This is a genomic window from Streptomyces sp. HUAS 31 (genome assembly GCF_028198125.1).
Classification (GTDB): domain Bacteria; phylum Actinomycetota; class Actinomycetes; order Streptomycetales; family Streptomycetaceae; genus Streptomyces; species Streptomyces chartreusis.
This window is the reverse complement of record NZ_CP116353.1, coordinates 5,743,102-5,768,784: the sequence shown is the minus strand read 5'-3', so window position 1 is coordinate 5,768,784 and position 25,683 is coordinate 5,743,102. Positions and strand designations below refer to the sequence as shown.

Genomic DNA, 25,683 nt, shown 5'->3' with positions numbered 1-25,683 from the left:
CCCCCTAGACTCCCCTGATCTTCGAGGCCCGCCGCCTCGAACACCTCCCCCGCACCCGACTCAGGGCCGATATCAGGGTCCGACCAGGGTCATTCCGACTCCCATCGAGCCGACCCGCCCGTCACCATGGACACATGACTGATCACCAGCACGCCGCGGACTCCGTGCCCGAGCCGGACGACGCGCCCACCGCGGGCACGCCGACCGGCCCGGCACCCGCGAGCGCCGCGGGTGAGGAACCGCGCGCACAGGCGGGCGCGGAGACAGCCGCGCCCGGGGAAGCGGGCGCGCTCCCCCCACCGCACAGGTTCCGGCGCGACCGCCGGCACAAGATGCTGGCCGGCGTGTGCGCCGGCCTGGGCCGGCAGTGCGACATGGACCCGGTGTTCTTCCGGATCACGCTCGCCGTGCTCTCCGCGACCGGCGGCATAGGCCTCATCTTCTACGGCTTCGCCTGGCTCTTCGTCCCGTACGACGACGAGGACGAGAACGAGGTCCGCAAGCTGCTGACCGGCCGCGTCGACGGCCAGGCGCTGACTGCCGTGCTGTTCGCGCTGGTCGGCTGCGGCGTGTTCCTGACCCTGCTGAACAACGGCGGTGTGCTGGCCTTCGCCGTCGTCCTCTCCCTCCTCGTGGCCGGCGCCGGCTACTGGTCACGGCACCGCGGCACCCCCGACCCGGACCCTTCCCCGAGCTCTCGGCTTCGCTCGAGCAGGGGAGGCCCCATTGCCGCCCAGGCCGTCGCCGACGCGCCGCCGGAGGCACAGGCCCCGCCGGTCCCCGCCGCCTACCCCTCCTGGTGGCGCGACCCGATCGTCAAGGACGGCACCCACGAGGGCGGCACGGGCTATCTCTGGGGCCCTCGCGACTCCCGCGACCGCGACATCGCTGCGGCCGTCAACATCGGCCTCGGCGGCGCCTGGAGCAGCCGCCAGGACATACGGACCCGTCGCTCCCAGCAGCCCAAGCCCCGCGGCCCGCGCTGGATCGGCGGCTGGGTGTTCCTGCTGGCCCTCCTCGCGGGCGCCCTCGGCACCGGCGCCACCTGGGAGGACCACGCACTCGGAACCAGCCTCCAGACGGGCCTGGCCTGCGCGCTGCTGGTCATAGGCCTCGGCATAGCCATCAGCGCGTTCCTGGGCCGCACGGGAGCGGGCTCCGTCTTCCTGGCGATCATCACCGCAGGGCTCCTTGCCGCCTCGGCGGCCCTGCCCAAGGACATCAGCACCCACTGGATCGAAAAGAACTGGCAACCAGCAGCGGCCGCGGACGTACAGAACCAGTACGACCTCGGGACGGGCGTAGGCACCCTGGACCTCACCCGGCTGAACCTCTCGAAGACGCAACCGATCACGACGAGGGCCGACGTGGGCGTAGGCAGGCTGAAGGTGATCGTCCCTAAGGACGCGACCGTGAAGGTGAGCATCGACGTGGGCGTGGGAGACATCCAGCTCCCCGGCGAGGACAAGCAGGACGTGGACGTGGCACCGGGCAAGCACAAGGAACTGACCCTGAACCCGCCCACAGGCACGAAGAGCGCGGGCACGCTGGACATCGATCTGAGCGTCGGCGTCGGACAGGCGGAGGTCAGCCGTGCTACGTCATGAGTTCCAGCCCGGCCGGCTGGTTGCCGGCGCCTTCCTCACCATCGCGGGCATCGTCTACGCCGGAGACGCAGGCGACGCCTGGGAAACCCCGTGGTTCGTGGTGATCCCCCTGGTCATGGGCGGCCTCTCCCTGGCAGGAGCGACAGCCCTCCTCACCCGAGCGATACGCAAACGCCACCGCACGCCCCAGCCACCCCCGCGCCCCTGACCACCCACGCCCCCCACCCACGGGGAGGCTGAGCGGCCCGCCCAGGGAGGCTGCGCGGCGACCTACCGATACCCGCCCAACCGCTGCCGTCGCCGCCCCCGCAAAGCGGCATCCAGCGAGAACACGGAAGCACCCGCGAGCACGAGCGGCAGCCAAGCCATCAAATAGGCGAGGTCATTGCCGTAGTAGTAGGGATCGGAGGCCCAGCTCACGGTCAGCCACAGACTCAGCGAGATCAACGCCCCACCGAGCGCCGCCAGACGGGCGAACAGACCGATGAGCGTGCCGATCCCGACGGCCAGCTCACCGAACGCGATGGCGTAGCCGAAGCCCACCGGGTTGTCCAGGGCCATGTCCACCATGGCCGGGATGGCGGAGGAGTCCCGAACGGCACGCATCATGTCGCCGATCGACCCCGCCCCGGAGTCCTTCATGAAGGCGCTGTCCGTGAGCTTGTCCAGCCCGGCGTAGATGAAGGTGACGCCGAGGAAGACGCGGAGCGGAAGGAGGGCGTAACGGGTGGCGGTGTCCCGCCAGCCCCGGTCGCCGTCGAGATAAGGGGGGTGCGCGTCCGTGTGCATACCGTGAGTCATCGCCCGTAGCCGCCTCTCGCCCGCCGTGCCGTGACCCCTCGAACGACGATACGTACGCAATCGCTACGCCGCTCAACCATGCAGCCCGTATTCTCCGCCGCCCCCGCCCCCCTGAAAACCCCGCGCCCCCACCAACCTCAACAAAATCCGACGCCACGGCCTCCACCCCTCAGCCCCCTCCTCTGGGGCTGCCGCCCCAGACCCCGCTTCGGCCCAAACGGCCTCGTCCTCAAACGCCGGACGGGCTGAAGTAGGTGCGGACGGGTTGAAGTGGTACGGCCCAGCTGGCTTACCCGGGCCGGATGAAATGGTGCGGTCCGACTGGATGGTCCGGACGGGCTGGACGATGCGGACCGGTTAGAACGGCCCGCAGCGGCCGGCGTCGAGAGATGCGGTGTGGTCGCCCACGGCGGCAAGGGGACGTGCCGGGGGGTGTCCGCCCGCAGCGGCGGGCGTCAACAAACAGCACCCTTCTGATCCCCCCCCCCCCCCCCCCCCCCCCCCCCCCCGGCCCCGACCCACCCCCCACCCGCAGGCGCTACGCGAACCCCCACCCATCCCGCACAGGCCGCCGCAGGCATCGACCCGTCACTCGGTCACGTCGATCAGGTACCGATTCGTCTCGACCCCCACCGCAGTAACCACCTGCACCTCCACCCGCCCCGGCTCCACATCCGCCGGCACCGGCACAGTCAGCACCGCATCCGTCGGATTACTGAACCCCCCAGCCACAGGCACCAACGGCACATGCACATGCACCGCCCCGATCCGCACCACCATCCGCGACAACCGATCCGCCCCCTGCGCCCCAGGCGGCACAAACCCGGCCCCCCGAATCTCGATGTCGTCCCCGGTCCGAATCGGCGCGTCCAGATCGCCCGCCTCCCGCGCCCGCACCACGGAAAGAATCACCGGCCGACCCCCCTCCGCATACTTCCCGGCCAAGTACGTCGCCGCAGACACCAGCACCACCACCGCCAGCCCCCACGGCAGATCCGGCAGCTGATCCGGCCGCCGCCCCAACCGCACCGCCGCGAACAGCAGCGCAACCCCACCGATCACCACGTACTGAATGTCCGCGAACGACCCCCGCCCCGCGTCATCCGTCAGCAGATCAGCGGCCCGAGGCCGATACGCCCGCACCTTCTGCAACCGCTGCCCCAGCACCCGCACCCCGACGACCCGCCGCACCAGCACCGCGATCGCACACACCACGGCGAGCACGGTCACCACCCCGGCCCCCCGCGCCAGTTCGAGCCCCGAGATCAGCGCATCACGCTCCGCGTGCCCGGACGCCACCGCCAACCGCCCCACCAGGACAAGCACGGCGTACGCAACGAACAGCACCCACGCCCCGGCCACCGCCCTCGACGTCGACAGCCGGTTGTCCTCACCGATGACCGGCGCCAGCGCGCCACCCCGCGCCCGGTGGAACCACGATGCCGCCGTCAACGCCCCGGCGGTCACCACGGCCGCGAGCAGCCCGGCGGTACGCGCCGCCGTCCACCCGGCCCCGATCGCCGTGAGCGCCTGCACCAGCAGCAGCGCGACCACGAGCCCCCAGACGACGCACGCCGTACGCGACCACAGCCGCGCGAGCCATGCGTCACCCTCGGCCCGCCCCCGCTCGGCGACGTGTTCCGCCGACTGCGTCAGCTCCTCGGACACCCACTGCCGGGAGGCCGACACCGAGTGCGCCACCGCCGCCGGCAGCCCCTGCCCGGCGGCGAACTCGTCCCGCTTCAGCAGAAACTCGGCGACCGCCCGCCGATGCCCCGCCCGCGCCCCGTGCGGACAGTCCCCACAGGTGCAGCCGCCCCCATGCGCGCCCAATACCGCGCCGCCCTGCCCAGCCTCCTGCACCGCCACGCCCGACGCCTGCCTTCCTGGAACTTCCCGACCCGAAACACAACCGAAAACCCACAGCCCGCAACCCGCCACCGACCACCGACCACCGACCACCGACCGACAGCCACCCAGCAACCAACCGCCGACAACCGACAACCGACCACCAGCCACCAGCCGCCAGCCGCCAGCCGCCAGCCAGCAAAACCCCACCGAGCGGCCACATCACCCCATGGCCTTATAACCCACAACCCCACCACCGGCAGCCGCATCTCACATACCGGCCACGACCGATTCCGGCAGCCGCCCGCACCGCGGCCGCGGTCCCCCACAACTCCCCTGCGACGACAGCGAATTGTGCCGTACGCCACCCACCCCCCACCCGGCAGGTCCGGTCGACGCGGGTGACGAAATCACCCCCCGTGTTGACCCGGCTGCGAGAATTCCCGTATGGCCGAGATCATCCAGCGCGACGGGACCTGGGCCTTCGACGGCACAACGGTCCGCATCACGCCGGGCCTCCACCGCTCCGTGCCCCTGTTCCGGCAGACGTACGGAGAGATCGCCGTGCCCCTCGAAGCCGTCGCCGGCATCGTCTTCGAGCCCGAACGCAAGCGCGGCCGGCTGCGCATGCGGCTGCGTGAGGGCGCCGACCCGCTGCTCCACGCGACCGGCGGCAGGCTGCCGGACACGGCGGATCCGTACCGGCTGGCGGTGGACGTCGACCGTGCGGGGGTCGCCGAGTACGTCGCCGAGGAGATCCGCCGCGCGCTGCTCCTGGACCAGATCCCCAAGGACCCGACCAAGACCTACCTCCTGCCCGGCCCGCCCGTCCCGGTCTCCGTCCGCTCCTCCGACGGCACGGTCTCCTTCGACGGCACCCAGGTCCGGATCGACTGGTCCGACACCTCCGACCGGGTCAAGCGGGCGACCGGCCCGCGGATCATCGGCGTGGGCGAACTGGTCCAGGTCGAGTGGCTGCCCAACTCCGGCTACGAGGACGGCTTCCTGCGCTTCGTGACCCGCGAGACGGTGTTCTCCAAACTGCCGCCGGAGAAGGACCCGTACGCCCTGGACCTGTGGGGCAGCGCCCGTCGCGACCTGCTCACGGCCCTGGTCGCGACCGCGATCACCGCCCGTCTGCCGCACCCGTCCACCCGCACGGGCGTCGACCCCGAGGACCGCCCACAGCTCGCGGCGGCCGTCCCGCGCCCGGCCGACCACCACGACGTACTCCTGCGCAGACTGCGCGAGTTGGGCGAACTGCACCGCGACGGCATCCTCACGGACGAGGAGTTCGCAATGACGAAGGCCGCGGTCCTCCGAGGCTTCTGACAAGCACCCGGCGCCCGCCGGTCAGCTCAACAGATCCGGCTCGCTCCGGCTGATGTCCTGCCACAGCGGCTGATAGTTGATCCACGCCACCAGATCCCCGCCGAGCTGCTCCCGCGTGGCCACGGCCTGCCGGTGCTCGATCAGCACCGGCCGTCCCGCCGCCCTGGCGGTCAGCTGGACCTGGCAGGACCGTTCCATGGACAGGAACCACCAGGCCGCCGCGTCCACGGAGTCGCCGACGGTGAGCAGGCCGTGGTTGCGCAGGACGAGCGCCTTGTGGCAGTCGAGCGCGGTCGCGATGCGCCGGCCCTCCATGGCGTCGACGGCGACTCCGGAGTAGGCGTCGTAGAGCGCGTGGTCCTCGTAGAAGGCGCAGCTCTCCTGGGTGATCGGATCGAGCAGGTCGCCGAGCGCGGCGAGGGCCCGTCCGTGCACCGAGTGGCAGTGGGCGACCGCGACGACGTCGGGGCGGGCGGCGTGGACCTGGGAGTGCACGGTGAACGCCGCCTGGTTGACGTGGTAGCGGCCCTCTATCACCTGGCCCTCGGAGTTCGCGAGGACGAGGTCGCTGACGGTGACGTGCCGGAACGGCATCCCGAACGGGTTGACCCAGAAGCAGTCGCTGAACTCGGGGTCGCGTGCGGTGATGTGTCCGGAGACCCCGTCCTCGAATCCGAGCCGTCCGAATATCCGCAGCGCGCCCGCGAGCCGCTCCTTGCGATGCCGGCGCTCGTCCTCGACCGACTCGTGCATCGGCGGCATCGCGAACCGCAGCTGGTCGGTCGGCAGCGGCGAGGGCGGAATGGGCCCGAGGGGCGTCCCGTGCATGTGTCCTCCCGCACTGGGTTGCTTACGGGGCGGAAGTTACCGTCGGTCAGCGCAGGAGAACAGAGATGTTCTGTAAAGATCCCGCTACCCGGACAGCGGAAACCCGACAGAAGATGTCGGGTATGGGGGCCAGACTGGCCGTATGACAGCGAACTGGGCAGCTTTCACCGAGGCGGAGCCGGACCTCGCCCGCACCGCCGAGGAACGCTTCGGCGCCTTCACCCACCACGTCCTCGCCACCCTCCGCAAGGACGGCTCGCCCCGCACGACCGGCCTGGAGGTCCGTTTCCTGAACGGCGAGCTGTGGCTCGGCATGATGCCGGACTCGCTCAAGGCCCTCGATCTGCGCCGCGACCCCCGTTTCGCGCTCCAGGCGAACCCCGGCGAGGGCCAGTCGATGGGCGGCGGCGACGTGCGGATCGCCGGGCGGGCGATCGAGGTCGAGGACCCGGAGCAGAAGGCCGCATACGGCGAAGAGGTGGAACCGCCGGAGCCGTTCCACCTCTTCCGCACCGAGCTCACCGAGGTCGTGAGGACCTACGTCGAGGACGACAAGTACCTGGTCGTCCAGATCTGGCAGCCCGGCGTACCCCTGCGCACGATCAAGCGCACCTAAGGCACCTACGCGCCCTGGGGCTCATGCAAGCCCGGGGGCTCACTCCCACTCGATGGTGCCCGGCGGCTTCGAGGTCACGTCGAGGACGACACGGTTGACGTCCCGCACCTCGTTGGTGATCCGGGTCGAGATCCGCGCGAGAACGTCGTACGGCAGTCGCGACCAGTCGGCGGTCATGGCGTCCTCGGACGAGACGGGCCGCAGGACGATCGGGTGGCCGTAGGTCCGGCCGTCACCCTGCACGCCCACGCTGCGGACGTCGGCGAGCAGGACCACCGGGCACTGCCAGATGTCGCGGTCGAGGCCGGCCGCCGTGAGCTCCTCACGGGCGATGGCGTCGGCGTCGCGCAGCAGGTCGAGACGCTCCTTGTTCACCTCGCCGACGATGCGGATGCCGAGGCCGGGGCCGGGGAACGGCTGGCGCTGGACGATCTCCTCCGGGAGGCCGAGCTCCTGGCCGACCATGCGGACCTCGTCCTTGAACAGCTGGCGAAGCGGCTCGACGAGCTCGAACTCGATGTCGTCGGGGAGGCCGCCCACGTTGTGGTGGGACTTGATGTTGGCGGTGCCGGTGCCGCCGCCGGACTCGACGATGTCCGGGTAGAGGGTGCCCTGCACGAGGAAGGCGACCTCGGGGCCCTCCTCCTGGAGGATCTCCAGCTGCGCCTGCTCGAAGACGCGGATGAACTCCCGGCCGATGATCTTCCGCTTCTCCTCGGGGTCGGAGACCCCGGCCAGCGCCTTGAGGAACCGCTCCTCGGCGTCCACGACCTTCAGCTGTACGCCGGTCGCGGCCACGAAGTCCTTCTCGACCTGCTCGGTCTCGCCCTTGCGCATGAGGCCGTGGTCGACGTACACGCAGGTCAGCTGGGAGCCGATGGCCTTCTGGACCAGGGCCGCCGCCACGGCGGAGTCCACGCCGCCGGACAGGCCGCAGATGGCGCGCTTGTCGCCGACCTGCTCGCGGATGGCCGCGACCTGCTCGTCGATGACGTTGCCGGTGGTCCAGTCCGGCTTGAGGCCCGCGCCGCGGTACAGGAAGTGCTCCAGCACCTGCTGCCCGTGCGTGGAGTGCATGACCTCGGGGTGGTACTGGACGCCGTAGAGCTTCTTGTCGTCGTTCTCGAAGGCGGCGACCGGGACGACGTCCGTGGACGCGGTGACGGAGAAGCCCTCGGGGGCGGCGGAGCAGGCGTCGCCGTGCGACATCCACACGTGCTGCTCGGCCGGGGTGCCCTCGAAGAGGGTGGAGGACGACTTCGACACGTGCAGGTCGGTGCGGCCGTACTCGCGGGCGCCGGTGTTGTCGACCGTGCCGCCGAGGGAGCGTGCCATCAGCTGGAAGCCGTAGCACATGCCGAACACGGGGACGCCGGCCTCGAAGATCTCGCGGTCGAGGCCGGGGGCGCCCTCCTCGTACACGGACGAGGGGCCGCCGGAGAGGATGATCGCCGCCGGGTTCTTGGCGAGCATCTCCGCCACCGGCATGGTGCTCGGCACGATCTCGCTGTAGACCCGGGCCTCGCGGACGCGACGGGCGATGAGCTGGGCGTACTGCGCGCCGAAGTCGACGACCAGGACGGTGTCGGGGGCGGCGGGGTTCGCTGATGACACGGGTTGCCTTCCGGCGTTGAGCGAGGTGTGTGTGGGGCCGAGTCTACCGGGGTCCGGGGGGCCGCCCTCGGGGTCAGCCCTGTCTCAGGATGCGAACCGGCTTGGACACCCGCGTGCCGCGCGGCATACTGGCACCATGCTCACGCAGACGACCTTCCTCTTTACCTATGGCACCCGGCCCGCCGGCTGCCATGGTCGTGCCGCTTGAGCAACTGACAAGCGACTTCCCAGGCGCCCCGGGCCGACAAGGCCCGGGGCGTCTGGCGTTTTCCGGGTCCTGTCGCCCCGGGGCACCCACGAAACCCAAGATCGACGAGGAGCCCCCATGACCGCGACCGACGTGACCGGTGCCCGTACCCCCGAGGCCGCCGATGTGATCACCGGTGCCCGCGAGCGCATCGACTCACTGGACGACCGGATCATCGGTCTGATCCAGGAACGCATGGCCGTGTCGGCGGTGATCCAGGAGGCGCGGATCGCCTCCGGCGGCCGGCGCGTGAACCTCTCCCGGGAGATGGACGTCCTCGGCCACTACAGGGACGCCCTGGGCAAGCCGGGCACGGCCCTCGCGATGACGCTGCTCGAACTGTGCCGCGGTCGCATCTGAGTTCGGCCGCCCTCTCACCCGTACGGCACGTGACGCCTCCCGCACCGCTTCGTTGGTACCGGTGTCCGTGCCAGCCAGGGGCGGGCCCGAAAGAACCACGCGTGGCTCGCTGGAGCGATGAGGCGGACGGATCACCGTGCGCCGTGGGACCTCGCTCCAGGTAAGTGACCGGACGGCAGGGGACAGCAGCCCGGTCACCCTAGAGAACGGTCGGCTCCGGGGACGCCCGGGGCCGGCCGGCGGAAGGGGCAGGAGCAGCCCCTACGCCCTTCGGCCTCACCGCTTCAATTCCCGCCGCGGACAACCGGATCGCGGCGACCATGACCCGCGGCGCAACCCCCCGGCGCCGCTCCCAGGCACCGACGCTGCCCTGACGTCGGTGCTGACCAAGGAAGGGCCCCGCGGCTCCGTCCCGCGGGGCCCTTCTCATGCCGTTCGGCGCATGGCGATCGGCGCGAGCCGGTGGACACAAACCGGAGGCGCACACCCGCCGGACGTTCTCAGGTGCGCGAGACGGTGCCGCACTCGTCGGTGTCCCGGTCCGGGTCCACTCCTCTGCTGCGGTCGTACGGATCGATCGCCTCGCCGGAGGACTCCGGGCCTGACATCAGGTCGGACTGGAACAGCGGGTGGATACGGCCGTCACCGATCTCGCAGTCGTCGTTGGAGATCTCGCCGTCGATGCGGTACACCCAGATCCGCCCCTCGGTGCTTTGGTACTTGGCGGGGTCCGAGACGTCCACCTCGACGACCCGGCGGACGATGGCGCGGGCGACCTCGTCGCCGCCACCGGTCCTGGCCAGCGGATACACGAAGGTGTAGTCGGCCCGGATCATCGCCTTGCCGGCGCCGTCGGGTTCGACGGCCATCCGGCCGCGGACCTTGACCTCGGTGCCCACGAGCTCGACCTCGTCGGGGTCGAAGCGGGTGAAGGTCCAGGTGGGGTCGTTCTTGGCCGTGGGGCGGCGCAGCGCGGAGCGCAGGTCGGCCAGGTAGTCCTTCTGCAGCGGGTCGACGAGGGCCAGCGCGGCCTTGGGTTCGGCGCCGTACAGCACCTCGCGGTCGAGGTTGGCGGCGATCACGAAGTCCTTCGTCAGCCGCAGGGCCGTCTGGATCCGGGCGGCGGAGACACCGCTGACCGACTTGGCCTTCGGGACCTCGATGGCGGCCGCGCCGGCGGCCCAGCGGGCGGCCGGGGAACCGGTGAACGGCCGCTGTCGCGTGGGGAGTCCGGCAGCGTCGGCGGGCGCGCCGCTGGGCCGGCTCGTCTCGGGGGCCAGCGGCGAGGCCGGGGCCGGCTCGGAGTCCGAACCTGGCAGGACGAGGGACGGCTTGAGGGCGACGACGGCCACCCCGACGGCCAGCAGTACGCCGATCGCGCTCCAGACCTTCCGGCGGCGTGCGCCGCGGCCGTTCATCTCCTGCCAGGCGGGGCCGGTGCGCCAGCCTGCGGGCTGCTCGCCCCGCGCGTCCTGCTGGCGCAGTCGTTCCGTCACCATCCGGGCACGCGCGGACGGTTCCTTCGGGGCGGCGACCTGGTCGCGCTCGGCGTCCTGGACGAACTTCTCCCAGGCCTCGTCGGATATGGACGAGCCCTCGGACGGCTTGTCGGTCACGGCGGTGTGGGCTTCCTCTCAGCGGGCTGTCGGCCGGCTGAGCGTACGTCAGTTCGGAGCTCGCAAGATCAGGCGCCCGCGTGTGACGCGGGCCACATAAAAAATCTGTTAGTGAACGCACAACCTTTCACCCACGTCGCTGATCAAACCCTGCGAATCAAGGGCCACAGCCGCGCCCCACACGCGGAGGCCTCCCTATAGCGCGTGCTGCGAGATCGCAGCACACCGGACTTTCGAGGTCTTCATGAAGCTTCGCCGTGCACTGGCCGCCGCGGCCACGACGGCCGTCATAGCGCCGATCGCGCTTCTGTCGGCGCCGGCCGCGTTCGCCACGGACGAGACCACCTCGACACCGACGGTGTCGGAGAGCACGCCGGCCGCGGAGGAGTCCACCCCCGCCGCCGAAGAGAGCACGCCCGCTGCCGAGGAGTCCACCCCGGCCGCCGAGGAGAGCACCCCGGCTGCGGAGGAGTCCACTCCCGCCGCCGAGGAGAGCACGCCCGCTGCCGAGGAGTCCACCCCGGCCGCGGAGGAGTCCACCCCCGCACCCGAGGAGAGCACCCCCTCCGAGGGCGACGACGAGTGGAACCCGTACGAGGACTGCGAGACCTTCGACCTCGACGACAACCTCAAGGCCGAGATCTCCGGTCTGCCGAGCAAGATCGTCGCGGGTTCGGGCTGGCACAACTTCGAGTTCGTCGCCACGAACAACTCGGACAAGGACCTGGAGAACGTCTGGATCGAGGCGTTCACCGAGTACGCGGACGAGAACGTCGACGAGTCGCTGTACCTGAACATGGCCGAGATCCAGGTCAAGCAGGACGGCAAGTGGACCAGCAGCTACCAGGACTCCTACAAGGACGAGGACGGCAAGGTCGTCTTCACCGGCAGCTTCGTCGCCTCCCTGGACAAGCTGGAGGCGAACTCCACCTCCTCGCTGGACCTGCGCGTCCGTGTGAAGTCGTCGGCCCCGGCCGGTTCGTCCTTCGCGCTGAGCCAGGCGATCTACGCGGGCGAGGACACCGCGTGCTACGGCAACGGTGAGTTCTACGAGTTCACCGTGCTCGCCGCGGGCACCAAGCCGGGTGACGTCGACCCGGCCGACCCGACCGGTGAGAAGCCCTCGGGCATCGACGGCAAGAAGCCGCAGGGTGAGGTCGAGGAGGTCACCGGCAACCTCGCCGAGACCGGCTCCAGCTCCAACCTTCCGGTCATCGGCACCATCGGTGGCATCGCCATCGTCGCCGGCGCCGGCGTCGTGTTCGCGATGAAGCGCCGCAAGGTGGGCGCGGAGGCGTAAGCCCCGGCACAGCTTCACGCAAGACAGAGAAGGACCTGCGCTCGGAGGGGGGCGCAGGTCCTTCTCTGTGTACGGCGGCTTTCGCGGGCCGCTACTTCTTCGGGGGCACCGCCGGTATTCCCAGGAAGGGCAGCTTCAGCGCGCCGAAGGCCTCCGCCGGGACCGCCGGGGACTTCGGCTCGACCGGGTTGAGGCGTTCGTACGCCGCTCCCTGCGCCGGACGCTGGTCGGCCTCGCCGTTGTTGGGCCAGTACGACATCGCCCGCTCGGCCTGTGCCGTGATCGTCAGGGACGGGTTGACGCCGAGGTTGGCCGACACCGCCGCCCCGTCGACGACCGAGATGCCCGGGTGGCCGTACAGCCGGTGGTACGGGTCGATCACGCCGGTCTCCGGCGAGTCGCCGATCGGGCAGCCGCCGAGGAAGTGGGCGGTGAGCGGGGTGCCCATGAGCTCGCCGACATTGGAGCCGGCGAAGCCGTTGATGTCGGCGGCGATCGCGGTCGCGGCCTCCGAAGCGGCCCTGATCTGCTTGGGGTTGGGCGCACCGTGGCCCTGACGCGCGGTCAGCAGGCCCTTGCCTACGCCGTCCGGCTTCAGATACGTCGTCAGCGAGTTGTCCAGCGACTGCATCACCAGGCCGATGATGGTCCGCTCCGACCAGCGGCGGTTGGACAGGGAGCGCAGCATCATCATCGGGTGCCGGACGGCGTTCGCCAGCCAGCCCGCGACCCGCGAGGAGCCCTCCGCGTAGGGGACCTGGAGGATCGACAGGCCGCCCATCGAGTTGGAGCCCTTGCCGTAGCGGACCGGCTCGATGTGGGTGTTCTCGTCGGGGTGGATCGAGGACGTGATGGCGACGCCGCGGGTGAAGTCGACCTTCGCCTCGCCCGTGGCCCTGCGGTAGCGCCGGTTGTCGGTCTGCGCGCCGACGAGGGCCTCGGAGTTGGTGCGGGTCAGCTCGCCCAGCTTCGGGGAGAGGTACGGCAGTTGCCCGCCGGCCTTCATCCGGTGCAGCAGGGTCTGGGTGCCGTACGTCCCGGCCGCGAGGACCACCCGGCGGGCCTTGAACAGCCTGCCCTGGCCCTTCTTCCTCCCGTCCGTCGGCAGCGTCGCCACCGCGTACCCGCCCTGCGAGTCGTCGGTGACGGAGACGACCGTCGTCATGGGGTGGACGACCGCGCCCGCCTTCTCGGCGAGGTAGAGGTAGTTCTCGTTCAGGGTGTTCTTCGCGCCGTGCCGGCAGCCGGTCATGCACTCACCGCACTCGGTGCACGCCTTGCGGGAGGGGCCCGCCCCGCCGAAGTACGGGTCGGCGACCTCCTGGCCCGGGGTGACCCGGGCCTCGCCCTCGGCGTCCTCGCCGTCGCCGAAGAACACGCCGACCGGCGCCATGTGGAAGCTGTCGCCGACGCCCATCCGCTCGGCCGCGGCCTTCAGATGCACGTCGGACGGGGTCATCGTCGGGTTGAGCCGTACGCCGAGCATGCGCCGGGCCTGGTCGTAGTACGGCTTCAGCTCGTCCTGCCAGTCGGTGATGTCACGCCACTGCGGGTCGTCGAAGAAGGGCTTCGGCGGTACGTAGAGGGTGTTGGCGTAGTTGAGGGAGCCGCCGCCGACGCCGGCGCCCGCCAGCACCATGACGTTGCCCAGCAGATGGATGCGCTGGATGCCGAACATGTTGAGCCTGGGGGCCCAGAGGTAGTTCTTGAGGTCCCAGGAGTTCTTCGGCAGGGACTCGCGGGTCCAGCGGCGGCCTGCCTCCAGGACGCCGACGCGGTAGCCCTTCTCGGTGAGGCGAAGGGCGGTGACGGAACCGCCGAAGCCGGAGCCGACGACCAGTACGTCGTAATCGTAGGTGTCCTGAGGCACGTGTGCTCCTCGTTGAGTGTCCGTGCGGGTTTCTGTGGCTGGTCGCGCTCACGGGGCGGAGCCGCAGATCAGTACGGCCCCGCGCCCCTAAAAGCCTCTACCTGAACCGGAACGCCTTCATCAGGCGCAGGCTGCGGCTCATGAACTGCGCGTACTTCTCGTCGTCCATGCCCAGCGACGGCGCCATCGGCAGCAGCCGCTGCTGGGCGACCGTCTGGGCCTCCGTGTACTTGAGGATGCCCTCGGAGCCGTGGCGGCGGCCGAGGCCGGAGTCCTTCATGCCGCCCATGGGCGACTGGACGCTGCCGTAAGCGGGGGCGTAGCCCTCGTTGACGTTCACCGTGCCGGTGCGCAGGCGGGCGGCGACCGCACGGCCACGGCCGCCGTCCTTCGTCCAGACCGACGAGTTGAGGCCGTACGGCGTGGAGTTGGCGTGCTCGACCGCCTCGTCCTCGGTCTTGAAGCGGTAGATGGAGACGACCGGGCCGAAGGTCTCCTCGGAGCAGACGGTCATGTCCGGTACGACGCCGTCGAGGATCGTCGGCTCGAAGAAGTACGGGCCGATGTCCGGGCGGGCCGCGCCGCCCGCGACGAGCGTGGCGCCCTTCGCGACGGCCTCCTCCACGTGCCGGGTGACCGTCTCCAGCTGGCGCTCGCCGACCAGGGAGCCCATGTCGGCGCCGTAGGCGAGGGACGTGCCGAGCCGCATGGCCTTGGTGCGGGCGGCGAAGCGCTCCACGAAGGCGTCGGCGATCGACTCGTGGACGTACAACCGCTCGATGGAGATGCACAGTTGGCCGGCGGAGGAGAAGCAGGCGCGGACGGCGCCCGCGGCGGCCTTCTCGATGTCGGCGTCCTCCAGCACCAGCATGGCGTTCTTGCCGCCGAGTTCGAGGGAGACGCCGACCAGTCGGGCTGCGGCGCCCTGGGCGACCTGGCGGCCGGTGCGGGTGGAGCCGGTGAAGGAGACGTAGTCGGCGTGCTTGACGACCTCGGGGCCGACGACCGGGCCCTCGCCGAGGACGACCTGGAAGACGTCGGCGGGCAGCCCGGCCTCTATGAGCAGGTCGCGGGCCCACAGGGCGGTCAGGCAGGTCTCCGTGTCGGGCTTCATGACGACCGCGTTGCCCGCGACGAACGCCGGGAGCGCGTCACCGACGGACAGCTCCAGGGGGTAGTTCCAGGGGGCGATCTGGCCGACGACGCCGCGCGGGTGGCGCAGCTCGGTGACACGGGTGAGCGTGGGCACCGCGCCCGCGTGCCGCTTCGGCTTCAGGTAGGCAGGCGCCTTGCGGCCGTAGTGGCGGGCCGCGACGGCGACGGCCTGCACCTCCTCGTGCGCGTGCAGCCTGGCCTTGCCCGTCTCCAGCTGGATGAGGTCGAGGACCTCCGCCTGGCGCTCCAGCACCAGGTCGTGGAAGCGGAGCAGGACCGCGGCGCGCTGCCGCACCGGGACCTGGGCCCAGACGGCCTGCGCCTTACGGGCCGCCTCGAAGGCCCGCTCCACGTCCTCGGGCGTGGATTCCGGCAGGTCGGCCAGCTTCTCGCCGGTGAACGGCGTGTGGTTCGCGGTACGGCCGGAGCCGACCACGCCCTTGGTGAGCTGGGCCACCAGTTCCGGCGTGACCACGTCGGCGGCGGTACGGGCGCCCTGCGGGGCGGGGGCGAGGGGGTTGGTGCCGGTCTTGGCCGGGGCCTGCGCGTCCGTCATGAGGCGCAGAGTATGCCGGAGCGGGGGCTTTGTGTACCCGTCGGTAACGGGGATTCACCGAGTGCTCACATGATGCCAGTGTCCACTGGCAACAAATGAGCTGATCAGGGCGTTGCCGGGTCGGCGGCGGATCACTCGATCTCGAGTCGGTCACGGGCGCCCTTGAAGACCGCGGTGCCCTTCTTCTCCGTGGGCGTGCCCTTGGGCATGTCGACACGCAGCTCGTACATGCGGTCGTCGCCCGTGACCACGATGAGCTGCATGACGCGGGTCGGGGACACGTCCTTGTCGTAGGTGGTGTCGGAGAGGACGGCGTCGTAGCCCTTGAAGGCGGTGCGGGTGGACTGGGTGCTGGCGTCGTGGTTGTAGCTGTCCCAGGTGTCGTGCGCCTCCTGCGCCTGCTCCAGCAGCGGGCGGGGCGACTTGTCCCACTGGGTGAGGCGGACCTGGACGAGGCCGATGTCGTAGACGACGAGCCGGGGCTGGTCGGTGGCACCGCCCTCGCGCGCGGCCTCCTTGTACTCGGCGGGGAGGAAGAGGACGGCGTCCATGTCCCGCTCGGGGTGCTCGGTCCAGCCGCCGGGGGCGGAGGCGGGGGCGGGTGTGGTCGCCGGGGCGAGGGGGGCCGAGCTGTAGGTGGGGGTCATCTCCTTGGCCTCACCGCTGTCGCCGCCGAGGACGGAGGCGGTGGCGAGCCAGGTGCCGACGACGAGGACGACACCGAGGACGAGGAGGGGGACAGGGCGCAGAAACCAGGAGCGGCGAGGGGGGTTCGAGGCGGCGGTGGAGGTGGTGGCGCCGGTGGCGGTCGCCGGTTCCGGGGTGAGGTCCGTGGCCGGTTCCGGGGTGGGCTCGGCTTCAGGTGCGCCGTCGGACGGCGGCTCGGGTGCTTCGTCGGACGGTGGCTCGGGAGTCGGCTCGGCCTTCAGCCGTACGGTCCCGGAGTCCTCGGCGAACTCCCGGAGCCCGGAGGCGTCCTGAGGCCCCGGCGTCGCCGCGCCCGCGGAGGGCTCCGGCACCGGCCGGCCCTCGACGACCGCCTCCAGCACCGCACCGACCTCGTCCGCGTCGGGCCGTCGCTCGGGGTCCTTCGCCAGCAGCCGCACGATCAGCGATCCGAGCGGCCCGGCCTGTTTCGGCTCGGGCGCGTCGGCGGCGAGGATCGCGGCGAGCGTGGACTCCAGGGTCGTACGGCGGAAGGGTGACCAGCCCTCCACGGCGGCGTACAGGAGCACGCCGAGCGACCACAGGTCGGAGGCGGGGCCGGCGCCACGGCCGGACATCCGCTCGGGGGCGATGAACTCAAGGGAGCCGACGAACTCGCCGCTGACCGTGAGGGATTCCTCGCCCTGGATGTGGGCGATGCCGAAGTCGGTGAGGACGACCCTGCGGTGCCGGCCGAGCAGTACGTTGGCGGGCTTGACGTCGCGGTGGACGATGCCGACGGCGTGCGCGGCGCGCAGGGCGCCGAGGACGGCGATGCCGATGCGGGCCGCCTCGGACGCCTCGACGGGGCCGCGTTTGAGGGCCTCGTGCAGGGACTCGCCGCGGACCAGCTCCATGACGATCCAGGGCAGTCCGTCCTCCTCCACGACGACGTCATGGATGGAGACGGCGGCCGGATGGTCGACCCGGGCGGCGGCGCGGGCCTCGCGGTAGAGCCGGTGGGCGGCCCGCTGATGAGCCGCGTCCTCCGGGTCGCCGGGCAACCTCGGCTGCTTCACGGCGACTTCGCGGTCCACCAGCTCGTCGAGCGCCCGCCAGACGGTGCCCATGCCGCCGGAGCCGATGCGCTCGACCAGACGGTAACGCCCGCCGATCACACGCCCGTTGGGTCCGGTGCGGCCACCGTCTTCGCTCATGTCCCATGCCTACCTTGCGGGGTGGGCACTTCGCCAGTTCAGAGCTTGCCGATCTCCAGGTTCTGGATCACGGTCCGCGCCACCTCACGGCCGCGGTCGGTGAAGTCGCCCTTGCCCGGGTAGCTGATCGCCACCTTGTACATGTCGCCGGCCGAGGTCTTGTAGTAGAAGATCTTCAGCTCGCGGGGGCGCGGGTTCTCGGTGTCGGTCGTCTTGTACTCGACGGTGTTCTCCGCCGACTGCCTGCCCTGGTACTTGGTCTCCTGCGGCTTCGTCGTGGGGCTTTTGGGCATCGAGTAGTCGTAGTCGCCCTGCGCCTTGAACTCCTCGTTCTCGGCGTACATCTCGGCCGCGGCGGAGTTCTTGATCTGGTTAGAGGGGTCCTCGGACTTCCTCTTCAGGTTCACGCCGACCCAGATGCTGCCGCTCCAGTCGGAGTAGGTGACCCAGTTCTTGTCGGAGTCGTCCGCGTCCGGCCTGCCGACCTGGTAGCTCGCGGGCACCTGGAGCGTCACCCCCAGCTTCGGGTGCGCCCGCTCCGTCCAGCCGTCCGGCAACGGCCCCGCGAACGGATCGGCGATCACCAGGTACGCCGCCACCGCCCCGGCGACGACCGCCGCCCCGATGCCGAGCAGCGCCTTGGGCCCCAGCCGTATGCCGGCCTTGACGCCCTCCGGTATGCGCACGACCTGGGTGGCGGCCTGCACCGGCGGGTTCGCGGCCTGTTCCAGCAGCGCACGCGTCTGCGCGGCGTTCGGGCGGCGGGCCGGGTCCTTCTGCAGGAGGCCGTTGATGGCCTCGGCGAGCGGGCCCTGCGCGGCGGCCGGCGCCGCGGGCACGGCGTTCAGAACGGACTGGAGGGTCGCCGGGGTGTTGCTGCGGCGGAACGGCGAGACGCCCTCCGTCGCCGCGTACAGGACGACGCCCAAGGACCACAGGTCGCTGGCCGGGCCTGGGCGCTGGCCCAGCACCCGCTCCGGCGCGATGTACTCGGGCGAGCCGACGAAGCCGCCGGTGTCGGTCAGATTGGTCTCGCCCTCGATCTGGGCGATTCCGAAGTCGGTGAGGACGACGCGGTCGTGGCGGCCGAGCATGACGTTGTCCGGCTTCACGTCGCGGTGCAGGATGCCCGCCGCGTGCGCGGCCTCCAGCGCGCCGAGCACTTCGAGGCCGATTCTCGCCGCGTCGCGGGCGCCGAGCGTGCCCTCCTGCAGCGCGTCGCCCAGCGAACGGCCCTGCACGAGCTCCATCACGATCCACGGCCGGCCGTCCACGACGGCGACGTCATGGACGTTCACGACGGCCGGGTGGTCGAGCCGGGCCGCGGCGCGTGCCTCGCGGCGCATCCGCTCGTAGGCGTTGGCCCGTTCCCGTTCGGGAAGGTGGTCCGGGACGCGGGGCTCCTTGACCGCGACCTCGCGGTCCACCGTCTCGTCCTTGGCCCGCCAGACCGTGCCCATGCCGCCGTGCCCGAGCTTGGCGAGCAGGCGGTAGCGGCCTGCGACGAGCCGACCGGTGCCGGGGTCGGGGGCGGATGTCTGAGCGGGGGCGGCCGGGTGCGCGGGTGTGGCCGGGTGGTGGGCGGGTGCGCCCTGGTGGGCCGGCGCTGCCTGCTGCGGAGCGGCCTGCGGGGGCGTCGCGTACGGATTGTCCGGGTGCGGCGCGGGCGCGTGCGCGGACGGGTTCGGCTGCGGTGGTTGCAGTTCAAAACTCGTCGGCTCGTCGGACCGATAAGGGGCTCCCCCGTTGTTGCTCATGGCTCCATTCGTATCGCGGGGGATGTCCGGGGAGCCAGCGGGAATGCTTTCCGGTCACAGAGCCGTGACTCAGGTCGCGACTTATCTCCCCTTTATTGGGAGTTGGTGGGAACAGGGCTCGAAGTGACCGGCGAGCCGGATGCGCTCGGCGAGAGGGACGTGGTGCTCGGGGACGGCGTCGCGTTGGGCGACGGGGACCGGGTCGTCGCGTGGGGCGAACTCGCCGTACCGGACGGCTTTTCCGAGGTCTCCGGTGCCGAGCTGGTCGGCACGACGCCGGTGCCGCCACCCCCGTTCACCAGCAGCGCCGCCGCCGACACCCCCGCCACCGCCATCGCGGCGACCAGCACGACGGTGGCCAGCACGCTGCGGGGCGAGTATGTGCGATCCACCCTGCCGAACCGTTTCGCCACGAGGGTGTGCCCCGTCTCCAGGAACTCCCGCAGCATTCGCTCCGCGTCCACCGCGTCCAGCCGCAGCGCCGGATCCCGTTCCAGCAGCCCCTGCACGACGGGCAGGATCGGCGCGGCCTGCTCGGGCGGACGGATCTCGTCGGACACCACGGCGAGCACCACACCGCTCAACGAGTCGCGCCGGAACGGCGACTCCCCGCTCAGGGCCGCGCACAGCAGCGCCCCCACCGACCACAGGTCGGACGCGGGACCCGTCCCGGCGCCGGACATCCGCTCGGGCGCGGTGTACTCGGGCGAGCCGACGAACGACCCGGCCTCGGTGAGCGTGGAGGCGCCCGGTACCTGTGCGATGCCGAAGTCGGTGAGGACGACACGGTCGGTGCCGTCCTCGATGACCACGTTGGCCGGTTTGATGTCCCGGTGCAGCACGCCGGCCGCGTGCGCCGTGCGCAGCGCGTTCAGCAGGTCGGCGCCGATCCGGGCGGCCTCCCGCGCGTCGACGGGCCCGTCGGCAGCGATCCGGTCGGCGAGGGAGTCGCCGTCGATCAGCTCCATGACGATGTAAGGGCGTTCGTCGTCCTCGACGACGTCGTGGACGACCATGACGTGCGGGTGGCTGAGCTGCGCCACGGCCTGGGCCTCACGCAGTGTGCGTTCGCGCTGGTGCCGGGCCTCGGCCGCGGAGAGCGTCTCGTCGAGGGGGAGCTCCTTGACGGCCACCCTGCGCCCGAGCAACTGGTCGGTCGCCCGCCATACGACGCCCATGCCGCCACGGCCGAGCCTCGCCTCGAGGCGGTAACGCCCCGCGATCACACGGAAGTTGGCCCCCTCGGTCCCCATGCGCCCCATCATGCCGCACCGGACGGACCGACTCCGGGGTGCCGATCGGCCAACTATGCAAAGGAGCAAACGACTTCAAAAGCCGCCCGACGCCCTGTTCGGCGGCCGGGAAACGCATGCGACGGCCCGGCCGGCCGGGCGCCTCAGGACCCGCCGGTCCGCCAGCCCTTGAGCACCGACGTGTACTGCTCGCGCGTGGTCGTCCAGTCCTTCTCGGGCGTGGACATGTAGATCGCGTACTCCGTGCCGTCCCGGTCCACGTACGCCTGGTCGATCGCGTGGCGCGGCCCGGGGAAGGGCGTGTCCTTGGCGAGCGCGGTCCAGGTGTACTCCCACAGGGCGGCGTCACGGTCGCGGTAGAGGTTCTGCTTCAGGGACACGGTCTCGTAGCCGACCAGCTTCTGCCCCACCTGCTCCTCCAGGTCCCGCAGATGGTCGTAGGAGTTCGCGAAGTCGGGCGTGGGGTCCAGGGAGATACGTACGAAGTGCTCGCCGCCGTCCGGCGAGTAGTCGACCTGCTGGAGACCCTCGACCTCCTTGCCGACCACCTCCCGCGACCAGCCCTCGGGCAGATACAGGCTGAACCCCAGGGGGTCGTCATAACGCTTCCAGGAAGCCGGTACGCCGGCCTGCCGGGCCGGGTCCTCCGTCGTCGAAGCGCTCGGGTCCGTGGGCTCGGTAGACGTCGAGGCGGACGTGCCGCCGTCCTGCGGCCCCCACTTCTGGAGCACCACCGCGGTCCCGCCACCGATGATCGCCGCGAGCGCGACGACGAGCGCGAGCGAGCGCAGCCGACGGCGCTTGCGCGACGGTCCGGCACCCGTGCCCCGTGCGCCCGTGACGTCGTAGTGCCCGCCGAGCGCCGTCGGACCGGTCGTGGGCGGGTACGGGGTGCCGGTCACCGGCGGATACGGGGTACTGCTCCCCGACGCGTACGGGTTGTTGCTCACCGGCCTGCTGTTCGCCGCCGTCTCCGCCCCGGGGGGCGCGGAGCCGGGGTGTGAGGGCCCGGTGTGTGCCTCCGGCTCGTAGCGGTTGTGCTGCGTAGGCACGTACACCTGCGCCGCGCTCGGCCGTCGTCCCTCCGCCGCCTCGGCCAGCATCTGCTCGGCCTCGGCCGCGTCGGGACGGGTGGCCGGATCCTTGCGCAGCAGGGCGGTGATGACGGGCGCGAGCGGGCCGGCGTTCTGTGCCTCGGTGGGCTCCTCGTCGACGACCGCCTGCATGGTGCCCAGCGGCGAGGTCCGGCGGAAGGGCGAACGGCCCTCCACGGCCGTGTACAGCGTCGCGCCGAGCGCCCACAAGTCGGAGGAGGGGCCCGGGTCGTGGCCGCGGACCCGCTCGGGGGCGAGGTAGTCGACCGACCCGACGACCTCGCCGGTGCGGGTGATGGTTGTGTCGCCCTCGATCTGGGCGATGCCGAAGTCGGTGAGCAGGACCCGGCCGTCGTCGCCCAGCAGGACGTTGCCGGGCTTTACGTCGCGGTGCAGGACCCCGGCGGTGTGCGCGGCGCGCAGCGCCCGTAGCACCCACAGGCCGATCCGGGCGGCCTCGGCGGGCTCGACGCGTCCGCGCTCCTTGACCGCGTCCGCCAGCGAGTTGCCCTCGACCAGCTCCATCACGATCCACGGCCGGCCGTCGTGCTCCAGCACGTCGTGCACGGTGACGACCGCCGAGTGGTTGATGCGCGCGGCGGCCCGTGCCTCGGCCCGGGTGCGGGCGAGCAGCCGTTCCTGGTCGCTCTCGGAGACGTAGAGCGCGGCGGTCAACTCCTTGATCGCCACGGCCCGATGCAGCACCTCGTCGCGCGCACGCCAGACGCGGCCCATGCCGCCGCTGCCGATCGCGTCGACGAGCCGGTAGCGGCCCGAAACGAGCTGGCCCTGCATCTGATTCACGTTGCCCCGCAATGTTCTTGACAGGGTCAGGTTAAGGACCGGCCGACGTGACCGGAACCACGGGGGTGCCATGGAGACCGCACTGTGATGGTTGTCGCTTTCGGCGTCGGGAAGCAACCATCACACAACGTCCGCGGGCGCAATCACCCCGTGCCCTGGTACGTCGCCGACGCCTGCTCGAACAGCCGGGTCACCTCGTCCCGCTCCGCCTCCGGCCCGCGCACCTGCACCACGTGGTACCGCCCGTCGATGAGGATCGCGAGATTCCGCACGAACAGCTCGCGTCCCTCGCCGTCGGTCCAGGTGAACTGCCCCTCGGCCATGCTCCGCTCGCCGACCTGAATGCTCTTCAGCCCGCTGGAGGAGGCCCAGCTGGAGTCGCGGTACGGCTGCAACTCCCGCTCGTGCTCCCGCTGATAGACCATCGGGTCGCCGCCGTACCGGTCGGTGCTGTCACGGCCCGGCACGACGAAGAGGTCGAAGTCTCCGTGCGAGTACACGACCTGCCCGCGCCCGTTCTTCGCCGTACGGTCCCATCCGTTGGCGACGGCGACCTGGAAACCGGCGTCGTCCTTGCGCAGCGTGAAGCCGTCCGGGACCTCGGGGTCGCCGCTCTGTGTCTCGTCGCCGGAACCGGACGACTCCGAGGGGCCGTTGCCGGACTCCGGGGAGGTCTGGTCGGGCCGCGGTTCACTGCTCGCCTCAGCGGACTCGCCGGTGTCCGCGTCACCGGGCCGGCCGGCGGAACCGGTGCGATCCCCGCCCGCGGTACCGGCGTCGCCCTGGTCGGCCTTCGGCATGAACATCATGGCGTACGTGATCGCCGCGGCCATGCCGAGCAGGACCAGCAGCAGCAACGTACGTCCCAGCCTGCGCGGCGACGCCTCCCGCTTGGTGCGCTTGTCCCGCTTGTGCCGCCCGTGATGCGCCGGCAGCCCGGCCCGCCGCCGACGCACCAGCTCGCCCCGGCGCCGCACGATCGGCAGCCGGTTCGGGTCGACGGGCGGGGCGGCGACGACATGCGCACCGGCCTCCGGCTCGGGCGCGGAGCGCACCAGCGAGCGCAGCCAGCCGCGCAGCTCCTCGAAGTCGAGGCGCTCGGTGGGGTCCTGACGCAGCAGCGACTCCACCACCGGCCTGAGCGGCCCGCACTCCTCGGCGAAGGCGGGCGGCTCCGCGCACACCATCTGCACCAGCTCGGCCGTCGACTCCTCCGGGTACGGCGCGTGCCCCTGCACGGCCCGGAACAGCAACGCCCCCAGCGCCCACAGGTCGGTCGCGGGCCCGATCGGCGCGGCGAGCCGCCAGTTCTCGTGCACGGGCCCGGCCTGCTCCGGCGCCCAACGCTCGGTCACGGGCCCCACCACAGCCATCCGAGCCTGCCGAGCCCGCTCCGCGGCGAGCGCGGTGGCGGGACCGCGGTGAACGGGCGCGCCCTTCGCGAGGTCGTTCCAGCGGGCCGGGGGGTGGGGGGAGTTGGGGGTGGAGGGCGCGCCGAGTGCCGACGATGCGCCCGTTGCTGAGGGGGCGCCGGGTGCGGGCGTGGTGTGCGGATAGAAGCTGCCGGCGCCTGCGACGGGTACGGGGGCAGTGGTTCCGGGTGCGGGTATGGGGGTGCCGGGTGCTGGGGTGCCTTGCGCCGGGAAGCCGCCGGGCCCGGGAAGGGGGCCGCCGGCGCCGGGTCCCGACCCGCCCTGCGTGGAGAATCCATCGGCGCCGGGAACGAACGCGCCGCCCCCGGGTGCGGGCGTGCCCTGCGTCGGGAATCCGCCGACGCCGTGCGCGGGCACGGTCGTGCCGGGAGGTGTGCCGAAGCCCTGCTGGGGGCCCCGGCCCGCCGGAGGCAGCGCCGCACGGTCGCGGTCCGACTCGGCCGGTGTGCCGATGGCCCCGCCACGGGGCGCGGCGCCGTGCCAGGGCGTGGCCTGCACGCCGTACGGGTCGGCGATCTGCCCCGGGGGCGTCGCCACCCCGTTGCCGTCGCCGGAGGAGCCGGAGGCATACGGCGGTTGCGCCGCGCCATTGGCCTGGGACGCGGGGCCGCCCTCGGTCGCCGGACGGGCACCCGGCAGCGCGACGCGCCCGTTCTGCCGGCCCTCCTGCACCCGGGCCGCGGCACGAGCGCCGGCCCGATACGCGGCGATCGCCCCGGCCCGCGCGGCCCTGATGTCCCCGCCGGTCTCCGGAGCGCCGCCCGGAGCCCCTCCCGAGGCTCCGTCGCCATTGCCCGCGTCGGCCGCGGGCACCGGCAGCCCACCGGCCGCCCGCGCCTCTATCGCGGCCCGTCGAGCGGCCTCGGGGTCATCACCGCCGGCGCCGGATCCACCAGCACCGGGCCCACCGGCCCCAGAGCCGTCGGCAAGCTGTCCGGGCCCCCCGAAGCCACCCGGACCCCTGCCGGGACCACTGCCGCTGCCCAGACCACCAGGCCCACCGGCACCGCCCACCGAAGCCGGCCCTCCGCCGAACGCGACGAGCCCACCGCCCCCGGTCCCGGCCTCGCCCCCGTCGGCATCCTCGGCCGGCGGCACCGGGTCGTACCCGCACAGCGCCTCTTCCGCCGCCCCCACCGCCAGCCCGGTCAGCATCACCCGGCCGTCATCGCAGACGAGCACCGTGCGGGCGGTGATGTTCCGGTGGACCCAGCCATGGGCGTGCAGCACGCGCAGTGCCATGAGGACGTCGGAGGCGACCTCGGCCGCCCGGTACGGCGACATCGGCTTCTCGGCGAGCAGTGCGGCCAGCGGTCGCGCGGCCACGAACTCGCTCACTATCCACAACGAGCCGCCCTCGGCGAACACGTCGAAGACCTGGTCGAGCCGCGGATGATCGGGGATCCGTGCCGCGGCCTGCGCCGCCTCGACGGCCCGCCGCACGGCGGGATCACTGGGCCGGCGGGTGCTGGACCGCGCCGAGGTCCGTCGCCCCGCCCCACGCTCACGCGTGTCCCGCGCGGTGAAGCCCTCGGGCAGCCCCTCGGCGTCGAGCACCTCCGCCTCGACGACCTCCGGCAACGGCACCTGCCGGACCAGGACTTCCTGTCCGCTGTAGGTGTCGAAGGCACGGGCCTCGGTGAGTTCGTACTCGTCGGAGGGCGGCAGTGGCAGGCGGTAGCGGTCGGCGAGCACCCGACCCGCATAGTCGTCCACGTTGCCTCCCCCGG

18 protein-coding genes are annotated in these 25,683 nt (G+C 71.7%); 6 read left to right on the top strand and 12 right to left on the bottom strand.

Going from position 1 to position 25,683, the window contains the following annotated elements; translation table 11 throughout:
- The first annotated feature begins 134 nt into the window (after positions 1 to 134).
- Both PGH47_RS25890 and PGH47_RS25885 read left to right on the top strand, forming a co-directional pair.
- Positions 135 to 1,607 (top strand): PspC domain-containing protein, encoded by a 1,473-nt coding sequence (locus tag PGH47_RS25890; RefSeq protein ID WP_271665403.1) that lies wholly within the window; start codon positions 135 to 137, stop codon positions 1,605 to 1,607.
- The gene (locus PGH47_RS25885; RefSeq protein WP_271665402.1) at positions 1,594 to 1,815 is read left to right on the top strand and encodes a hypothetical protein; all 222 of its coding nucleotides are present in this window, start codon (positions 1,594 to 1,596) and stop codon (positions 1,813 to 1,815) included. Before PGH47_RS25890 ends, PGH47_RS25885 begins: the two co-directional genes overlap by 14 nt.
- 62 nt (positions 1,816 to 1,877) lie before the next feature.
- Here the strand turns inward: PGH47_RS25885 and PGH47_RS25880 are convergent, their stop codons facing one another.
- A complete protein-coding gene (locus PGH47_RS25880) occupies positions 1,878 to 2,408 on the bottom strand; it encodes a DoxX family protein (protein ID WP_126903886.1) in 531 nt (176 codons plus the stop codon).
- Positions 2,409 to 2,996: 588 nt separating this feature from the next.
- The gene (locus tag PGH47_RS25875; RefSeq protein ID WP_271665401.1) at positions 2,997 to 4,277 is read right to left on the bottom strand and encodes a hypothetical protein; all 1,281 of its coding nucleotides are present in this window, start codon (positions 4,275 to 4,277) and stop codon (positions 2,997 to 2,999) included.
- Positions 4,278 to 4,703: 426 nt separating this feature from the next.
- On the opposite strand from PGH47_RS25875, the gene PGH47_RS25870 reads away from it, so the two are divergent.
- Entirely contained in the window at positions 4,704 to 5,588 is an 885-nt protein-coding gene (locus PGH47_RS25870; protein ID WP_271665400.1) for a DUF4429 domain-containing protein, read from the top strand.
- Between the two features lie 21 nt (positions 5,589 to 5,609).
- On the opposite strand, the gene PGH47_RS25865 is transcribed toward PGH47_RS25870, so the two are convergent.
- Positions 5,610 to 6,416: a class II aldolase/adducin family protein gene (locus PGH47_RS25865; protein WP_030947911.1), complete on the bottom strand. Its 807-nt coding sequence runs from the start codon at positions 6,414 to 6,416 to the stop codon at positions 5,610 to 5,612.
- 142 nt (positions 6,417 to 6,558) lie between these two features.
- Here PGH47_RS25865 and PGH47_RS25860 point away from each other — a divergent pair, with 142 nt between their 5' ends.
- Positions 6,559 to 7,032: a pyridoxamine 5'-phosphate oxidase family protein gene (locus tag PGH47_RS25860; protein WP_271665399.1), complete on the top strand. Its 474-nt coding sequence runs from the start codon at positions 6,559 to 6,561 to the stop codon at positions 7,030 to 7,032.
- A 39-nt stretch (positions 7,033 to 7,071) separates the two neighbouring features.
- On the opposite strand, the gene guaA is transcribed toward PGH47_RS25860, so the two are convergent.
- Positions 7,072 to 8,646, bottom strand: coding sequence for a glutamine-hydrolyzing GMP synthase (guaA, locus tag PGH47_RS25855; protein WP_125528798.1), 1,575 nt, complete (start codon positions 8,644 to 8,646; stop codon positions 7,072 to 7,074).
- A 277-nt stretch (positions 8,647 to 8,923) separates the two neighbouring features.
- Between guaA and PGH47_RS25850 the strand changes: the two genes are divergently transcribed.
- Positions 8,924 to 9,253, top strand: coding sequence for a chorismate mutase (locus tag PGH47_RS25850; RefSeq protein ID WP_271668148.1), 330 nt, complete (start codon positions 8,924 to 8,926; stop codon positions 9,251 to 9,253).
- Positions 9,254 to 9,753: 500 nt separating this feature from the next.
- On the opposite strand, the gene PGH47_RS25845 is transcribed toward PGH47_RS25850, so the two are convergent.
- Positions 9,754 to 10,869: a hypothetical protein gene (locus tag PGH47_RS25845; protein ID WP_271665398.1), complete on the bottom strand. Its 1,116-nt coding sequence runs from the start codon at positions 10,867 to 10,869 to the stop codon at positions 9,754 to 9,756.
- A 244-nt stretch (positions 10,870 to 11,113) separates the two neighbouring features.
- Here PGH47_RS25845 and PGH47_RS25840 point away from each other — a divergent pair, with 244 nt between their 5' ends.
- Entirely contained in the window at positions 11,114 to 12,169 is a 1,056-nt protein-coding gene (locus tag PGH47_RS25840) for an LAETG motif-containing sortase-dependent surface protein (protein WP_271665397.1), read from the top strand.
- A 91-nt stretch (positions 12,170 to 12,260) separates the two neighbouring features.
- Here the strand turns inward: PGH47_RS25840 and PGH47_RS25835 are convergent, their stop codons facing one another.
- The 7 genes from PGH47_RS25835 to PGH47_RS25805 form a co-directional block, all read right to left on the bottom strand.
- Entirely contained in the window at positions 12,261 to 14,039 is a 1,779-nt protein-coding gene (locus PGH47_RS25835) for a GMC oxidoreductase (RefSeq protein WP_271665396.1), read from the bottom strand.
- A 97-nt stretch (positions 14,040 to 14,136) separates the two neighbouring features.
- Positions 14,137 to 15,750, bottom strand: coding sequence for a succinic semialdehyde dehydrogenase (locus tag PGH47_RS25830; RefSeq protein WP_093747021.1), 1,614 nt, complete (start codon positions 15,748 to 15,750; stop codon positions 14,137 to 14,139).
- A 131-nt stretch (positions 15,751 to 15,881) separates the two neighbouring features.
- The gene (locus tag PGH47_RS25825; protein WP_271665395.1) at positions 15,882 to 17,612 is read right to left on the bottom strand and encodes a serine/threonine-protein kinase; all 1,731 of its coding nucleotides are present in this window, start codon (positions 17,610 to 17,612) and stop codon (positions 15,882 to 15,884) included.
- 38 nt (positions 17,613 to 17,650) lie between these two features.
- Positions 17,651 to 19,369, bottom strand: coding sequence for a serine/threonine-protein kinase (locus PGH47_RS25820; RefSeq protein WP_271665394.1), 1,719 nt, complete (start codon positions 19,367 to 19,369; stop codon positions 17,651 to 17,653).
- Positions 19,370 to 19,461: 92 nt separating this feature from the next.
- Positions 19,462 to 20,622: a serine/threonine-protein kinase gene (locus tag PGH47_RS25815; protein ID WP_271665393.1), complete on the bottom strand. Its 1,161-nt coding sequence runs from the start codon at positions 20,620 to 20,622 to the stop codon at positions 19,462 to 19,464.
- A 143-nt stretch (positions 20,623 to 20,765) separates the two neighbouring features.
- Positions 20,766 to 22,511 (bottom strand): serine/threonine-protein kinase, encoded by a 1,746-nt coding sequence (locus PGH47_RS25810; RefSeq protein WP_271665392.1) that lies wholly within the window; start codon positions 22,509 to 22,511, stop codon positions 20,766 to 20,768.
- Between the two features lie 152 nt (positions 22,512 to 22,663).
- Positions 22,664 to 25,669 (bottom strand): protein kinase, encoded by a 3,006-nt coding sequence (locus PGH47_RS25805; protein WP_271665391.1) that lies wholly within the window; start codon positions 25,667 to 25,669, stop codon positions 22,664 to 22,666.
- Positions 25,670 to 25,683: the final 14 nt, after the last annotated feature.

Excerpts from the sequence above, each read along its gene's own strand:
- PGH47_RS25890 (WP_271665403.1), top strand. The coding sequence starts at position 135 with ATGACTGATCACCAGCACGCCGCGGACTCCGTGCCCGAGCCGGACGAC.
- PGH47_RS25880 (WP_126903886.1), bottom strand. The coding sequence starts at position 2,408 with ATGACTCACGGTATGCACACGGACGCGCACCCCCCTTATCTCGACGGC.
- PGH47_RS25870 (WP_271665400.1), top strand. The coding sequence starts at position 4,704 with ATGGCCGAGATCATCCAGCGCGACGGGACCTGGGCCTTCGACGGCACA.
- PGH47_RS25865 (WP_030947911.1), bottom strand. The coding sequence starts at position 6,416 with ATGCACGGGACGCCCCTCGGGCCCATTCCGCCCTCGCCGCTGCCGACC.
- PGH47_RS25860 (WP_271665399.1), top strand. The coding sequence starts at position 6,559 with ATGACAGCGAACTGGGCAGCTTTCACCGAGGCGGAGCCGGACCTCGCC.
- PGH47_RS25840 (WP_271665397.1), top strand. The coding sequence starts at position 11,114 with ATGAAGCTTCGCCGTGCACTGGCCGCCGCGGCCACGACGGCCGTCATA.
- PGH47_RS25830 (WP_093747021.1), bottom strand. The coding sequence starts at position 15,750 with ATGACGGACGCGCAGGCCCCGGCCAAGACCGGCACCAACCCCCTCGCC.
- PGH47_RS25825 (WP_271665395.1), bottom strand. The coding sequence starts at position 17,612 with ATGAGCGAAGACGGTGGCCGCACCGGACCCAACGGGCGTGTGATCGGC.
- PGH47_RS25820 (WP_271665394.1), bottom strand. The coding sequence starts at position 19,369 with ATGAGCAACAACGGGGGAGCCCCTTATCGGTCCGACGAGCCGACGAGT.
- PGH47_RS25815 (WP_271665393.1), bottom strand. The coding sequence starts at position 20,622 with ATGGGGACCGAGGGGGCCAACTTCCGTGTGATCGCGGGGCGTTACCGC.
- PGH47_RS25810 (WP_271665392.1), bottom strand. The coding sequence starts at position 22,511 with ATGCAGGGCCAGCTCGTTTCGGGCCGCTACCGGCTCGTCGACGCGATC.